The organism is Brucella sp. MAB-22, assembly GCF_025908475.1.
GTDB lineage: Bacteria > Pseudomonadota > Alphaproteobacteria > Rhizobiales > Rhizobiaceae > Brucella > Brucella anthropi.
Genome location: NZ_CP109782.1, coordinates 1,522,924 through 1,537,947, shown reverse-complemented (window position 1 = coordinate 1,537,947; position 15,024 = coordinate 1,522,924). Strand labels below are relative to the sequence as shown.

Here is a 15,024-nt window from a genome sequence, read left to right as displayed (position 1 = left end):
TCAAGCTCATGGAAATAAAGCTGATTATTCTTTCGCTGGCGCTTCTTCTGGATCGCTTTGTCGGCGACCCGCCGCAGCTATGGCAGAAGGTGCCGCACCCCGTCGTCCTGTTCGGGAAAGCAATTTCGTGGGGCGAAAAGCGCTGGAATAATCGCAATCTCTCTGCCTCAGAACTTCGCCGAAACGGCATGTGGCTGACGATCGGGCTGGTGATGGCCTGTGTGGTTCTGGGGCTCGTCCTTGAACTCTCGTTACCCTTCGCCGGGACTGCCGGTGCAGTTGCCGAAATCCTGATCGTGACGGTGTTGCTTGCACAGAAAAGCCTTGCCGATCATGTGCAGGCGGTCGCACTGGCATTGCGTGAGGAAGGGATCGAAGGCGGTCGTCGGGCTGTGTCCATGATCGTCGGGCGCAATCCCGAACATCTCGATGAAGGCGGTGTCAGTCGTGCAGCGATAGAAAGCCTCGCGGAAAACGCTTCAGATGGTATCGTTGCACCTGCGTTCTGGTTTCTGGTCGGTGGGCTACCCGGTTTGTTCGCCTACAAGCTGATCAATACCGCTGATTCCATGATCGGCCATCTGAATGATCGCTATCATGACTTTGGTCGTTTTGCCGCAAAGCTGGACGATGTCGCTAATTATATCCCAGCCAGACTGACCGGACTGCTCGCCTCCCTTGCCACCGCGATCACGAAAGACAGGCTTTCAGGCAAAGAAGCGTTTTCCGTTATGCGCCGTGATGCACGTCTGCATCGCTCGCCCAATGCTGGCTGGCCGGAATCGGCTTTTGCAGGCGGGCTGGGGCTGGCGCTTGCCGGTCCGCGCCAATATGGGGCGGAGAAAGTCGAAGGGCCGATGCTGAATGCATCCGGCAAGCGCGACGCCAACGCTGATGATATCGATGCCGCGCTTCATCTTTTCTGGTCGACGATGAGCCTGATGACCGGACTGATGATTGCTGCAAGCCTGATTGGGCTACTTGTCGGCTAGCACGAACCGCTTGCCATCGAACCGCTGCAGGCGGTTCGGGTTGTCGGTTCGGACACCATTGCCATCGAACTTGATCGAGCCAAGAACGGTTTCAAAGGAATTATTGCGGAGTGTGTCGATAATCGGCAGCTTCTGCTCGTCGGCACGCTTGATCACATCCGCAGGGATTTCCGCACTGGCATAGCCAATGATTGCATAGGCGTCTGCAAGTTTCCCGGCTTGACGCAATGCATCGATTGCTGGCTTTGCCGTCGAGAGTTCCTGCGGACGGAGCGGGGCAATCATCAACGTGCCCTGACTTAGGGGTTGTGTGCCGGGTGCTGCGTCAAGAAGACTGCCGCCTGCAATTGTCAGCGGGTAGTTGAGCGCGGTAGCGCTTGCGCCTATAGCCGCGATATCGTCGCGTTCACCGCCGACATAAACATGGGTAGCGCCTGCGCGCCGCAGCCGGGCGACCAGAGCATTCTGGTTATCGAGACCCGGTCTGTAGGTGTCTGTGAAAACCGGCTGTAGTTGTTGCTCTTTAAGGCTGGCTAGAACGCGTGCAGCTCGTTCGCGTCCTTCGATGGTACCATCATCGATGATTGCGAAGGATTGCGCGCGCCAAAGGCTGCCAAGGAAGCTCCCGGTTGCCTGTGTTTCCTTGTCGAGGCCGGTTGCAAGACGGAATACCGCCATCGGCACGGGGGCACGTCTTTCAGTCAACGTGGCTTCGCTGACGCCTGATGTCACAACAGGTATGTTGCTGGCTGCGAGAACCGGAAGTGCTGCTTCAAGCGCTTCCGGGCACAGAAAGCCGGTGACGACCCGGACGTTTTCCTTGACGAAGCGTTCTGCGGCTTCCTTGCCGCCTTCAGCATCGCAGCGATCATCGAAAATAACGAGTTCTGCGCCTTTTGCAGTGGCGGCTACACGAGCGCCTTCCGCCAGCTGATTGCCCAATGGAGCGAACGTTCCGGACAGCGGTGCTGCGAGCCCGACGCGCATATCCTCCGCCTGCGCCAGTACTGAACTGGCCAGCAGTATAAGGATGATACTTGTCAGTACTGCGGTCGGACGTTTCCCAAGCTCGATCACGTGATCCGTCTTCATTAAACAATTCGTGGCATTTTCAACGAAAAGTGGGTAGCTGTTTCCTGGCCTTTGTGCAATGCCCGTTATGTGGGGCCCTTATTTGGGCTCGTTATGCGGGCTTGTTACCAGGGTAGCTGGCTTCAGATAACATGCCATAGGGCGAGACGGATTCTGTTGGACGTGCAAACGATTAAGAACATCATTTCAAGTGCAGCTTCGGTGGAATCCAAGTCCTATCGGGATGCCATGAGCCATTACGCCGGCGCAGTACAGATCGTCACGACTGCCGGTAGTGCGGGAAGGCGTGGTCTGACGCTGACGGCGGCCTGTTCGGTTTCGGATAATCCGCCGACGATCCTGATTTGCCTGCAAAAGATTCATGAAGAAAACCGGCTGTTCATCGAAAACGGCGTGTTCGCCGTCAACACGCTCGCGGGGTCGCACCAACAGCTCGCAGACGCTTTTTCGGGCCGTATCGGCCTGACCCAGGATGAGCGGTTCGAACTGGCGCGCTGGGATGTTCAGGTGACCGGAGCACCCATATTGCAGGGTGCACTTGCTGCTTTCGATTGCCGGGTGGTCAGCGTGCAGGATCACTCCACGCATCACGTCCTTTTCGGGGAAGTCGTGGGCCTGCGGTCCAAAGCCGAGGACGAGGCGCTGGTCTATCTCAACAGGCGCTATCATACGCTGGAGCTGTAATCCGATGAGTCATAGAATGTTGAAGCATGGAATAGGTGGCCTGTTTGGGGCATTGTTTCTGTTTTCAACTGTGATGGCATCCGGGGCAGCGTCTTTGCCGCCATACAAGGACGATTATTTCGCCTATCCCGGCATTATCAGCAGCGCTGACAATGGTGATTACAAGGTTATCGATTACAACGAGATGCGCGATATCAACGGGCGCGATGCGGTGCCTGAAAAGCGCGTGAAAGATGCCTATGTCTCGCTGAAGGCGCGCGCTTACCAGAAGGACGTTACCTTTCAGACTGCTGCCGGGTCGGTGAAGGCCATGACAGCAGGCAAGCGCGAAGGCGCGTCCTTTATCGTCATCTACCTGCATGGTAGGGGCGGTAATCGCCTGCAAGGTATGAATGATTTTACCTTTGGCGGCAATTTCAACCGTGTGAAGAATCTCGCGGCACTGAATGGCGGTCTCTATATCACGCCGGATTTCAAGGATTTTGCCGATGCGGGTGAGGCGCAGATTGCCGGATTGATCGAAGCAGCCAAGGCATCATCACCGAGCGCTCCGTTGATCCTGTCCTGCGGCTCGCAAGGCGGAACACTATGCTGGCGCATAGCGGCTAATGAAAAGGCGGGCAACCAGCTCGCAGGCCTTATTCTGCTCGGCTCGCTTTGGGATGACGGATTTTTCAAGTCACCCGCATTCAAGAAACGTGTGCCAGTCTTCTTCGGACATGGCAGCCGTGATCCGGTTTTTGCAATCGACAATCAGGAGGCTTTCTATCGCGAGATCCGCAAGCGCGCGCCGGGTTATCCGGTCCAGTTCCGGCGTTTCGAAAGTGGTAATCACGGCACGCCGATCCGCATGTCCGACTGGCGCGAGATACTGAACTGGATTCTCGCAAAACAGTGATGCCAGACTGTGGATGCGAATCGAAATTCTGGCAATGTGACCTTCCTGCCACTCGACAATCGAGCAAAACCGAATAGTTATCGAACTTAAAATTTTACCTACTCAGCAGATCCTATGAGGTAGATCATGTACGGACGCGCCCGCACCGGAGCCCGTTTTCTAGCCATTGCCATGTTGGCCCCGCTTGCCGCTGCCTGCACGACGACTGTACCAACCACGACGGCGACGCCGGGCAAGACCGATGCCCCGATCAGCGCGCCGACGATTTCGATGCCTCGCTTCACGCCGACGGCTTATGTCGATCCGGCGCTCGCGCAGCCGTGCATCACTGCTGCTGCCAACAAGTATTTCCTGCCGGAACACGCTATCTCTGCCATCAACTCCCGTCCGGGTGCAGCAGGCGGCACCGATGTCGATCTCAAGGTCGATCTGCGTACCGCTGTTTGCCAGCTGACCGCCAAGGGCGGTGTGCGCGCTGTTATCGATACGTCGCCGAAGAGCGCCGATCAGGTTGCAGCTGAAGCGGCAGCAGCCAAGGCCGATGCAGCCGCCGCTGCCCAGCCGAAAAAAGCTAAGGCGAAGAAGAACTGATTCAACAATCAGGGATAACACATGAAAAAGGCAGGGTTTTCCCTGCCTTTTTTGTTTGTCATTTCTCTGGCTTTTCGCCGTACCAGCGCGGTGTATAAACCCACTCCCTGCCATCAGACTTCGCAAAAACTTGCGTGTGGGACGAGCCGACAATCACAACGGTTCGCATATCGACATCATCTGGTGTCAGTGCGCCGAGCATGGTTGTCCGTGTAGTCTCAGCCGGTCTGCCTATGTCGCGCCCAAGGACAACGGGCGTTTCGGGAGACCGATATTGCCGCAGGATTTCAAGCGCGCGACCAAGCTGATGCGGACGTGCCTTGGAGATGGGATTGTAGAACGCCATGGCGAGATCGGCTTCGGCGGCAAGCGCAAGGCGCTTCTCGATAATTTCCCAGGGTTTCAGATTGTCCGATAGCGAAATAATGCAGAAGTCGTGTCCAAGCGGCGCTCCGATCCGCGATGCGGCGGCCATTGCAGCGGAAATGCCGGGCTGGATGACGAGCTCCACGCCGTGCCATGCCGCATTTTCCGTTTCGTGAAGCGCCTCCACGACTGCCGCAGCCATGGCGAAGACACCGGGATCGCCCGAGGAAACCATGGCGACATGTCGCCCGGAAGCAGCGAGTTCGAATGCATGACGTGCCCGCTGCATTTCTTCCCGATTATCAGTCATATGAACGATCTGATCGGCGCGGAAAGGACGAAGGTTTTCTTCCGCCATCCGCACATAGGTCTCATAGCCGAGAATGTCTTCGGCCTGTTCCAGTTCGTGCTGAACGGCAGGCGTCATCAGCTCTCGTGATCCGGGCCCAAGGCCGATGACGACGAGCTTGCCGCGTTTTCGACCGACAAACAGAACATCTGCCGGGCTGGCAGCCACCGCAATGGCAAGCCCCTTGGGCTCTGTCAGCTCGACCGGGTGTTCCACCGAATGAAGAACGATCGCACGAGCATCGGTTGCATTCGCCACATAGCGCAGAGGAACACCGAGGTTCGCCGCAGCCTCTTGGAGCCGCGGCGAAGTGCAGTCTTTTTCGCGGGCGAGAAGCAATGCCAGAGAGGCCGGGGCAATGCCTGCATTGGCGAGAGCATCTTCAATATCGTTCTGAATGTTCTCGCTGACCCTATCGATGCCAATCGCCACACTGCGTGGATGATAAATAAGCTCGTCTGGCTGAGGCGTACGAATATGGGGCGTTATGCTAATCGTCAACGCACCGTCATTGGCGAAAGGCAGTTTTGAATTTTCAAGCCAGCGTGATGTTCCGTCAAACCGCACCTTCTGTCCCGCAAGCAGGTTCGACGTGAATTTTTTTGCGTCGTCAGGATTAGCAAGGGTCAGTTCGGCTGGTGGGTGCAGGAGGTTGATCCCGAAGCGTAGCTCGCCGGATGTGGTGATGGCAGGAGCGACCTCAAGTGCTGCTGCAATCTGCCGAGCCATGTCATTGACACCGGAGAGACCACCCAGAAGCGGCACAACTGCGCTTCCATCTTCGGCGACAGCAAGAACCGGCGGTTCGACACGTTTGTTGTGCAGAAGCGGTGCGAGTGCGCGAATGATGATACCGGCTGCGCAAAGCGCAATGATGGGGCGGCCCTCCTCATAAAGCGACCTGACCGCATCGCCGAAATGCACGAAGGTTTCATCCAGCGACGCAACACGGTTCTGGAGGCCGCGTACTTCGGCGCGTTCCAGCACCGATGCGATCCGCCGCGCGGCAGGAACCGCCGCTTCTCCAAGAACCAGAATTGCGGGAATCACGCGCCGTTCCATTTTTGCCCCGGAACGAGAATGATTGAGAAATAGGGACAGTCGCTACCATTGACTTCGGCGAGCGGCACAATGCGCTGATTGGCCATGGTGGCGCGCTCAACATAGAGCGCACGGTCCATGAGACCGAGTTCGCCCAAAACAACACGAACCTTATCGAGGTTTTTGCCAAGCTTCATGATAGCTGCAGCGCCTGTATCCGCGAGCCGCCGCGTCAATTCTTCCGCGCTCATGACGCCGGAGAGAACGGACAATGTCTGATTGCGATAGACCAGTGGCGCGCCCAGCACAGCCGAAGCGCCAAGAACGGAGCAGACGCCGGGGACTATTTCCGTTTCATACTGGTCGGCAAGCCGGTCATGAATATACATGAACGAGCCATAGAAAAATGGATCACCTTCCGCGATCACGGCTACATCCTGACCGCTATCGAGGTGGCTCGCTATCGTGCTCGTTATCTCGCCGTAGAAATCGCTGACGATCTGTTCGTAATCCATATGCGCGGGAAGCTTTTCCGTCGTCACTGGATAGATCAACGGCACCAGAACCTGTTCCGGTGAAAGATATTCCTCGACTATTGTGAGGGCATTGCCCTTCTTCCCCTTGGCGGCGTGATAAGCCACAACCGGTGCGCTTTTGAGGAGGCGCAGGGCTTTCAGCGTTATCAGTTCGGGATCGCCGGGGCCGACGCCCAGACCAAACAGTCTGCCTTTTACCGTCATTATTCGCGCTCCGACGCGAGTGCATTGACTGCCGCTGCCGTCATGGCACTGCCACCGCGTCTTCCCCGTATAATCACATAAGGTACACCGCGGCTGTTTGTGGCGAGTTCGTCTTTGGATTCTGCCGCGCCGACAAAGCCGACCGGCATGCCGATGATGAGCGCAGGTTTTGGCGCGCCAGCATCCAGCAATTCGAACAGGCGGAAGAGGGCGGTCGGTGCATTGCCGATTGCAACAATGCTGTTGCCGAGATGCGGGAGCCAGAGGTCGAGCGCTGCAGCCGAGCGGGTATTGCCGATCTTCGTTGCAAGCTCAGGAACCGATGGGTCGTTCAGCGTGCAGATGACTTCATTATTGGCAGGCAGACGAGAGCGGGTAATGCCTTCGGCCACCATGCGTGCATCACAGAGAATGGGCGCACCGGCGAGCAGAGCGTCGCGTCCGGCTTTGCCGGCTCCTTGCGAGAAAGCGAGGTCACTGACCACATCCACCATGCCGCAGGCATGAATGACACGGACTGCAAGCTTTTCCAGATCGGCTGGTATCCGGCTTAGATCGGCCTCGGCGCGAATGATGGCGAAGGACCGGTCGTAAATGGCCTGCCCATCGCGAATATAGTCTGTCATGGTGACCGCTCTAATCAGTGTCTGGCGTTCAGAAGGCACGCCGCTTCGTCAATGGTGATATCAGTCGCCAATAGCCGTCCAAAGCGCGATGGTCCAGCCCCGTCTTGCGGAAACGTCTCTTGCGCGTAAAGATCGTAGCGACCTGTCGAGCGCGCCAGAAGCGTGTGCGGCAAAGGTGCAAGTGCTGCGCATGACTTGGCGCATCCCGTGATGTGCACGGATGATTTTCCCGGCGCCAGATATGTTGCCAGCCTTTTACCGTCTGTCTGTGTGTCGGCGAGTGCGGAGACGCAGCCATTTGATCCCGAACAGGCACGAAGCCGCGCATGTGGGGCCTCGGCTTTCGTTTCGAGGTCAAGCGAACGAAGTTTTTCGGTTACTTCACCAATCTGGGTTTCGCCTACATAAGACAGGATAACGCCTTGCCACGGCATCAGACGCAGTTCACGCCTTCCGCTGTCGGAGAGGTCTGCCAGACCTGCTAGTTGCGCCGATGTCAGGCGTCCCATGAGCGGCATGGCGCCGACATAAAATGAACCGTCAGACTGCTGGTTGTTGCCGAGATGCGAAAATGGCATCGGTGCCTTGCGCTTCCAGCCGGTTGCGGGATGAATCGGGAACGACAATTCCCGGCTCAGACCTGCCACAAACTCTGATGCTGGGATGGCTTCAAACAGATGTTTCATCCGCGCAAAGCTGCCATGGCGTAAAAAACGATGCAGCATCGCTTCGATGAAGGGCAGGGCATGTTGCGCGTCTACAGCCCCCAGCGCTTCCCTGTCGGGAGACGAAGCAAGGCCAAAAGCAAAGGTTTCGCCGTCTATCGCCGAAAGCCAGATGTCACCCGGATGAGAAATCATCGCGCAGTCTTCGCCGCCGTCGATCTGCAGCGAGAATTTCGGCGACAGGGCGTAAAAGGCCTCATTCGCCTGCAGCATGTCCAGCACAGACGATGCCAGTCCGGTGACGTCGCATATCTGGCCCCGGTCGATGCCAGCGGTGGGGCTGACCATCACATTGCGAATATCATCCGCGCCGGGATTGTCGGCGCCAAGGCCAGCCGCCTGAAGTGCCGCGACGGCATTGTTCCAATGTCTGGGCGCAATACCGCGCAACTGGATATTGGAGCGAATCGACAGCTCTATCGCGCCCGCATCGAAACGTTCGGCTATTGCTGCAATTGAACGCGCCTGATCGGCAGAAAGGCGACCGAGCCTCAGTTTGATACGGGCAATAGCCCCATCCCTGGCCATAACCATACGCGAAAGACCGGGGCAGGCGTTGCGCCTGTCGGGTTGGGCTTGCCGCGACTGAGTGATTTGTTGGCTCGACATTTGAGCCTTATACGCCTTGCCGCTTGCACTTGCTACTGCCCCGCCATACGAACAGGGAAAAGGAGCATCGCGCATGGCACGCTGGCTGACAGTGATCGGAATCGGTGAAGATGGACTGGATGGGCTTGGGAAAACGGCCCTCGCGGCGCTCAATTCCGCTGCGGTCATTTTTGGCGGCAAGCGTCATCTGGATTTTCTGAGTGGCGATATCAAAGCTGAACGCGTGGCCTGGCCATCTCCATTCGACGAAGCTTTCGCGATGATTGAGGCGTATCGCAGCCAGCCGGTGGTTGTGCTGGCAAGCGGCGATCCAATGTTTTTTGGTGTGGGAGCGACTTTGTCCCGGCATTTCTCGCCAGAGGAAATGCTTGTTCTTACCTATCCGTCCTCTCTTTCGCTTGCTGCTGCACGCATGGGCTGGCCGCTTCAGGATGTGCGAACAGTCAGTGTGCACGGTCGCCCGTTCGAGCTTTTGCTCCCGCACATTCTGCCGGGCGAGAAACTTCTTGTGCTCAGCAATGACGGTTCGACGCCAGCAAAAGCCGCGGCAATGCTCAAGGACAAGGGTTTTGGCCAAAGCCTGATGACGGTGCTTGAACATATTGGCGGGCCGAAGGAAGGCCGGGTTCAGGGTTCCGCCGAAAACTGGTCGCACGGGCGATGTGCTGATCTTAATGTGCTGGCAATCGAATGTGTCGCTGCGCCGGAAGCGAACGTGTTTTCTCCCGTCGCCGGTCTGCCCGATGAAGCGTTTGAGAATGACGGACAACTGACCAAGCGCGACGTTCGTGCTGTCACTCTATCGCGATTGCAGCCATTGCCGCGGCAACTGCTCTGGGATGTCGGCGCCGGTTGCGGATCGATCGGTATTGAGTGGATGCGCGTTCATCCTTCATGCCGCGCGATTGCCATCGAAGCGAATGAACAGCGGCAGGAGATGATCGAGCGAAATCGCGGGGCATTGGGCGTTCCGGGATTGCAGTTGGTTAGGGGCGAAGCACCGTTAGCGCTGGAAGGGCTGAATGCGCCGGATGCGATCTTCATCGGTGGTGGCGTAACGGATGACGGCGTGCTGGAAGCCTGCTGGAACGCGCTGAAACCGGGTGGCAGGCTTGTCGCGAATGCGGTGACCTTGCAAAGCGAGATGCTGCTTTTCAACTGGCGTGAGAAATTCGGCGGAGAATTGACGCGTCTTGGCGTTGCGCAAGCGGGTGCACTTGGCTCTTTCGATGTCTGGCGACAGGCACTGCCCGTCACAATTTATTGCGGGTTCAAATCGAAATGATGACTTGAATAGTCATGTTATATTCGGGTAAGGCTGGGGAAATTGTTTCCCAAAGGAGGACGGGCATGTCCGAACTCAACGCCAATACCCGCTTTGCGCTCACAAATGCCGGTCATGTGGTCAATCAGCTCCTCGATCATTTTGTCGAGCATGCCGACGTGCATCGGCAGGGCAGCACGGCCAAGCTGGTGCTGAGCTTCGGTCAGGCTGATGTGCAATGGGATGATGAAACGGTTAGCGTCGACGTCAAAAGCGAGGACGAAACCGGTCTTGCCTATATGAAATATTCCATCGCCGAGCATGTGCTGGAATTTCTCGACAAGGGCAGCGCCAAACCGAAAATCATCTGGGAAGGTGATGGGGCCGCCGGGTTGCCGCTGCCTTACTTCCGCGAGATGCAGGTCGTTGCAGTATCGAACGTAACGCCGCATATGCGTCGTATTCGTCTGAAGGGCGACAACCTGTTCCGCTTCTCGCAGTTGGGTCTTCATATCCGCCTGCTGTTTCCGCCGGAAGGTCTTGCCAAACCGCAATGGCCCACAACCGGCGAAGATGGCCGTCCTGTCTGGCCGGATGGCGAAGCCAAGCTTGCCACACGTGTCTATACGATCCGCAACATCGATAGCGTAGCCGGCTGGGTGGATATCGATATGGTCGTCCATGGCGATGATTGCGACGCGCCGGGTTCCGGCTGGGCTGTCAGCGCCAAGCCGGGCGATATTGTCGGGATGACCGGTCCGGGCGGCGGTGATGCAGGCGATGCGAAGTGGTATCTGCTGGCGGGCGATGAAACCGCGCTGCCCGCCATCGGGCGCATTCTGGAACGGTTGCCGGAAGGCACCAAGGCGGTTGTGCGCGTCGAGATCGGCAGTGCTTCAGAACAGCAGGAACTTGTCTCGCGAGCTGATGTCGATCTGCAGTGGCTGAACCGTGATGGCGCGGAAGCCGGAACGACGACATTGCTGCAGGATGCGGTGCGTGCGGTCGAACTACCGGAAGACGAGGAAGACATTTACGTCTGGGCCGGTTGCGAGTTCAACGCATTCCGGTCGATCCGCACCTATATGCGCAAGGAACGTAATGTTGCGAAGGATCGCCAGCTTATTGTCGCCTATTGGCGGCGCGGGCAGGATGGCGACACACCGCGCAAGGCATCCGACGATTGATGCAATGAAAAAGGGGACCGGCAGGTCCCCTTTGTTTTTTCGCATGTCTTTATCCCCCAAACCGGTTGCCACTTTGGGGAGGCAGGTCGTTGGTTTACCTGCGGAAGCCTTCGCTGGCCCGCATCAGGTTCTTCGTATAGTCGGCATGGATATTGCCGCTGACAAGATCGTCTGCCTGCAGCTGTTCCACGACCTCTCCATTACGCATGACAGCAAGCCGGTCGCACATATGGGTCACAACGCCAAGATCGTGGCTGACCATGACGAAGGTCAGGTTGCGGTCACGCCGAACCTGTTCGAGCAGGTTCAAGACTTCCGCCTGAACCGATGCGTCGAGCGCTGAGGTCGGTTCATCGAGCAGCAATATGCTGGGTTCAACGATCAGGGCGCGGGCAATGGCGATACGCTGGCGCTGGCCGCCTGAAAGCTGGTGCGGATAGCGAAAGCGGAAGCCGGAACCGAGGCCGACTTCATCGAGCGCCTTCACGATGCGCTGTTCGGTGTCGCCGACGCCGTGGATGGCAAGCGGTTCCAGCAGCAGCCGGTCCACCGTTTGCCGGGGATGCAGCGAGCCATAAGGGTCCTGAAACACCATCTGGACATTGCGATAGAATGCCTTGTCGCGCGGCGTCTTCAGCAATTGCCCGTCTATGCGGATTTCGCCGTCTTCAACGGGTGCCAGTCCTGCAACGGCACGCAGCAGGGTCGACTTGCCGGAACCGGATTCCCCCACGAGACCGTAGGATTCGCCACGCGCTACGTCGATGCTCACCGATTTCAGCGCATGGAAATGGTCGAAATAGACGTCGATATTGTCGACGCTCAGTGCAGATGCCGTGCTCATAGTTTCCCCTGTCATAGCTTCCAAGCCTCCTCGCGCTGCAAGGTTGGCAGGGGATGGCGATCGGCTCCGATTTTCGGCATGCAGTTCAGCAATCCTTGCGTATAGGGATGTTTCGCATTGGCGAGGTCCTTTGCCGCAATTTCCTCCACGATCTTGCCCGCATACATGACGATAACGCGGTCGCAGAATGAAGAAACGAGGCGCAGGTCGTGGCTGACAAAGATCAGACCCATGCCGCGCTCGGCAACCAGCTTATCCAGAATGCCGAGCACTTCGAGCTGAACCGTCACGTCGAGGGCCGAAGTCGGCTCGTCGGCGATCAGCATTTCCGGCTCGGCCACCAGCATCATGGCGATCATCACGCGCTGGCCCATACCGCCCGAAACTTCGTGCGGATAAAGGCTCATGACGCGTTCAGCATCACGAATCTGCACGGCTTCGAGCATGGCGATTGAGCGCTTGCGGATTTCATCGCTGCTGAATTTACCATGGGCCTTCAGCGTTTCGGCGATCTGCTTGCCGATAGTCATGACAGGATTGAGCGAATATTTCGGGTCCTGCAACACCATGGCTATGCGGCCACCGCGCAAGGCGCGGCGTTCACGTGCCGATGCCTTTAGAAGATCGATGCCATCGAACTCAAGTTTTCTGGCGGTGATCTTCGCATGGAGCGGGGTAAGCCCCATGATGGCGCGGCCGGTCTGGGATTTGCCAGAACCGGATTCGCCAACAATGCCGAGACGCTCGCGGCCAAGCTCGAAGCTGACACCGCGCACGGCCTCGATTGCGCCTGTGCGCGTCGGGAAGGTGACACGCAGGTCTTCAACGGTCAGAAGAGGCTTCATTGGTTGTTACCCCGCGGATCGAGCGCATCGCGCAGGCCATCGCCCAGAAGATTGAAGCCAAGGCTGACGATCAGGATCGCAATGCCCGGCATGGCGGCAACCCACCACTGGTCGAGAATGAAGCGGCGACCGGAGGCGATCATCGCGCCCCATTCAGGCAATGGCGGCTGAGCGCCGAGGCCGAGGAAGCCGAGGCCCGCTGCCGTCAGGATGATGCCTGCCATGTCGAGCGTCACACGCACGATCAGCGAAGATGTGCAGAGTGGCATGATGTGGCGCACGACGATACGGATCGGCGAAGCGCCCATCAGGCGAACAGCGGAGATATAATCCGAGTTGCGCACCGTGAGCGTTTCCGCACGCGCAATACGCGCATAGGGTGGCCATGAGGTGATCGCGATGGCGATGATAGCATTTTCGATGCCGGGTCCGAGAGCAGCAACGAAGGCCAGCGCGAGAATGAGCTTCGGGAAGGCAAGGAAGATATCGGTGATGCGCATCAGTACGGCATCGACCCAACCACCGGCATAACCGGCGACAGTACCGACCAGAAGGCCGATAGGCGCGGCGATGATGGCGACCAGCAACACCACATAGAGGGTGAGGCGGGAGCCATAGATCAGACGCGAAAGAATATCGCGGCCCTGATCGTCGGTGCCGAGCAGATAGCCGGGTGTTCCCGGCGGCAGCAGGCGGGCATTGGCGAGATCGCCGATAACCGGCGAATGCGGCGCCAGCACATCGGCCAGCGCTGCGACGACGAGCAGGCCGATGATAATCAGAAGGCCGAGGACGGCCAGCTTGTTGGCGGTGAAACGCCGCCAGACCATATAGGCGCGGCCAAGACGGGCCTGGGTGCGCGATTGGGGTCGCTCGGTAAGCAGCCATTCACGCCATGAGAGGTTGGAAATATCTGTCATTTGGCTCATCGTACGCGCGTCCTTGGATCGAGAACCCGATAGAGAAGATCGGACACGAGGTTGAGCGCGATAAAGACCGACCCGATAACGATAGTGCCACCGAGAACGGCATTCATATCAGCGTTTTGGAGGGAATTGGTGATGTAGAGTCCGAGGCCGGGCCAGGAGAAGATGGTTTCGGTCAGAACCGAACCTTCCAGAAGTCCGGCATAGGAAAGCGCAATCACAGTCACGAGCGGGACGGCGGCATTGCGCAGCGCATGGCCCCAGATGATGCGGGTTTCCGAAATACCCTTGGCGCGAGCAGCAACGATATATTCCTGTTCCAGCTCATTGAGCATGAAGGAACGGGTCATGCGGCTGATATAGGCCAAGGAGAAGTAGCCGAGCAAAGCCGACGGCAGGATAAGGTGGGAGACGATATCCTTGAGAGCTGGCCAGTCGCGCTGGATGATCGCGTCGATCAGGTAGAAACCGGTGATCGGAGTGAACGTGTATTCGAATGTGATGTCGATACGTCCGGGACCCGAGGTCCAGCCGAGCCGCGCATAGAAGATCAGAAGTGCCAGCATACCGAGCCAGAAGATCGGCACCGAATAGCCAACGAGGCCGATCACGCGCACAATCTGGTCGACGAGGCTACCACGCTTCACGGCGGCGAGAACGCCGAGCGGAATGCCGAACAAAGCGCCGATGATGGTGCCGACGGTAGCGAGTTCCATGGTCGCCGGGAAAACGCGGCGAATGTCGGTCATGACCGGATTGGTCGTCAGTACCGAAGTGCCGAAATCGCCTTGCAGCACGCCCTTAACGTAAAGATAGAACTGCTGGTAATAGGGCAGGTTGAAGCCCATCTCTTCCCGCACGCGCGCCACGACATGCGCAGGAGCACGGTCGCCGACGATGGCAAGCACGGGGTCGATCGGCACCACACGGCCAATAAAGAATGTGACGGCCAGAAGGCCCAGATAGGTCGTGATGACGATAACCAGAAAGCTGGCTAACGACGCGGCAAGGACCGTTGAACGCCGGGGCGCTCGCCTTACCTTTTTCGTGGTTACAGTGTTACTCAATGTTTTGACCGCTTCCGACAATGAGAACATTTCAGAACAGGGGTGATCTGAAGTCCCAGTCATCTTTGCTTGAAAAGCCCTAGAACGGTTTTGATGAGCCGTTCCATTTCGTGTTGTGACGCATTTCCGGACACGAAAAAGGTTCGCTGGAAACGCTCTGGAGCGGCTTTCCTTTTTG

At 57.7% G+C, this 15,024-nt stretch carries 15 protein-coding genes; 6 read left to right on the top strand and 9 right to left on the bottom strand.

All coding sequences use genetic code 11. From position 1 onward, the window contains the following. Positions 1-8: 8 nt before the first annotated feature. Positions 9-992 (top strand): adenosylcobinamide-phosphate synthase CbiB, encoded by a 984-nt coding sequence (gene cbiB, locus OHI65_RS17015; protein WP_125300155.1) that lies wholly within the window; start codon positions 9-11, stop codon positions 990-992. On the opposite strand, the gene OHI65_RS17010 is transcribed toward cbiB, so the two are convergent. Further along, on the bottom strand, positions 978-2,069 hold the full coding sequence (locus OHI65_RS17010; RefSeq protein WP_125300385.1) for a branched-chain amino acid ABC transporter substrate-binding protein: 1,092 nt from the start codon (positions 2,067-2,069) through the stop codon (positions 978-980). The genes cbiB and OHI65_RS17010 overlap by 15 nt on opposite strands. Before the next feature lie 177 nt (positions 2,070-2,246). On the opposite strand from OHI65_RS17010, the gene OHI65_RS17005 reads away from it, so the two are divergent. The 3 genes from OHI65_RS17005 to OHI65_RS16995 all read left to right on the top strand — a co-directional run bounded on the left by OHI65_RS17005 (position 2,247) and on the right by OHI65_RS16995 (position 4,257). After that, positions 2,247-2,768 (top strand): flavin reductase, encoded by a 522-nt coding sequence (locus OHI65_RS17005; protein ID WP_010659854.1) that lies wholly within the window; start codon positions 2,247-2,249, stop codon positions 2,766-2,768. 16 nt (positions 2,769-2,784) lie between these two features. Further along, positions 2,785-3,666, top strand: a complete 882-nt coding sequence (locus OHI65_RS17000) for an alpha/beta hydrolase (protein WP_125300156.1) — start codon at positions 2,785-2,787, stop codon at positions 3,664-3,666. A 126-nt stretch (positions 3,667-3,792) separates the two neighbouring features. Beyond that, on the top strand, positions 3,793-4,257 hold the full coding sequence (locus OHI65_RS16995) for a hypothetical protein (RefSeq protein ID WP_010659856.1): 465 nt from the start codon (positions 3,793-3,795) through the stop codon (positions 4,255-4,257). A gap of 58 nt (positions 4,258-4,315) precedes the next feature. Here the strand turns inward: OHI65_RS16995 and cobJ are convergent, their stop codons facing one another. Genes cobJ through cobG form a run of 4 tightly spaced genes read right to left on the bottom strand, consistent with a single transcriptional unit; the run spans position 4,316 to position 8,713 of the window. Beyond that, positions 4,316-6,034, bottom strand: coding sequence for a precorrin-3B C(17)-methyltransferase (gene cobJ, locus OHI65_RS16990; RefSeq protein WP_125300157.1), 1,719 nt, complete (start codon positions 6,032-6,034; stop codon positions 4,316-4,318). After that, positions 6,019-6,753 (bottom strand): precorrin-2 C(20)-methyltransferase, encoded by a 735-nt coding sequence (locus OHI65_RS16985; RefSeq protein ID WP_125300158.1) that lies wholly within the window; start codon positions 6,751-6,753, stop codon positions 6,019-6,021. Before OHI65_RS16985 ends, cobJ begins: the two co-directional genes overlap by 16 nt. Further along, the gene (locus tag OHI65_RS16980; RefSeq protein ID WP_125300159.1) at positions 6,753-7,379 is read right to left on the bottom strand and encodes a precorrin-8X methylmutase; all 627 of its coding nucleotides are present in this window, start codon (positions 7,377-7,379) and stop codon (positions 6,753-6,755) included. The genes OHI65_RS16985 and OHI65_RS16980 overlap by 1 nt, the downstream gene beginning before the upstream one ends. 14 nt (positions 7,380-7,393) lie before the next feature. After that, complete coding sequence (gene cobG, locus OHI65_RS16975) at positions 7,394-8,713, bottom strand: precorrin-3B synthase (protein WP_125300160.1); 1,320 nt, start codon at positions 8,711-8,713, stop codon at positions 7,394-7,396. Positions 8,714-8,786: 73 nt separating this feature from the next. On the opposite strand from cobG, the gene cbiE reads away from it, so the two are divergent. Then, on the top strand, positions 8,787-9,998 hold the full coding sequence (cbiE, locus tag OHI65_RS16970) for a precorrin-6y C5,15-methyltransferase (decarboxylating) subunit CbiE (RefSeq protein WP_125300161.1): 1,212 nt from the start codon (positions 8,787-8,789) through the stop codon (positions 9,996-9,998). A 65-nt stretch (positions 9,999-10,063) separates the two neighbouring features. Next, positions 10,064-11,164: a siderophore-interacting protein gene (locus tag OHI65_RS16965; protein WP_125300162.1), complete on the top strand. Its 1,101-nt coding sequence runs from the start codon at positions 10,064-10,066 to the stop codon at positions 11,162-11,164. Positions 11,165-11,258: 94 nt separating this feature from the next. Here the strand turns inward: OHI65_RS16965 and OHI65_RS16960 are convergent, their stop codons facing one another. Genes OHI65_RS16960 through OHI65_RS16945 form a run of 4 tightly spaced genes read right to left on the bottom strand, consistent with a single transcriptional unit; the run spans position 11,259 to position 14,876 of the window. After that, complete coding sequence (locus tag OHI65_RS16960; RefSeq protein WP_040129229.1) at positions 11,259-12,008, bottom strand: ABC transporter ATP-binding protein; 750 nt, start codon at positions 12,006-12,008, stop codon at positions 11,259-11,261. A gap of 11 nt (positions 12,009-12,019) precedes the next feature. Next, complete coding sequence (locus tag OHI65_RS16955; protein ID WP_125300163.1) at positions 12,020-12,853, bottom strand: ABC transporter ATP-binding protein; 834 nt, start codon at positions 12,851-12,853, stop codon at positions 12,020-12,022. After that, complete coding sequence (locus OHI65_RS16950) at positions 12,850-13,782, bottom strand: ABC transporter permease (protein WP_012091882.1); 933 nt, start codon at positions 13,780-13,782, stop codon at positions 12,850-12,852. The genes OHI65_RS16955 and OHI65_RS16950 overlap by 4 nt, the downstream gene beginning before the upstream one ends. Next, the gene (locus tag OHI65_RS16945) at positions 13,779-14,876 is read right to left on the bottom strand and encodes an ABC transporter permease (RefSeq protein WP_012091883.1); all 1,098 of its coding nucleotides are present in this window, start codon (positions 14,874-14,876) and stop codon (positions 13,779-13,781) included. The genes OHI65_RS16950 and OHI65_RS16945 overlap by 4 nt, the downstream gene beginning before the upstream one ends. Between the last annotated feature and the right edge of the window lie 148 nt (positions 14,877-15,024).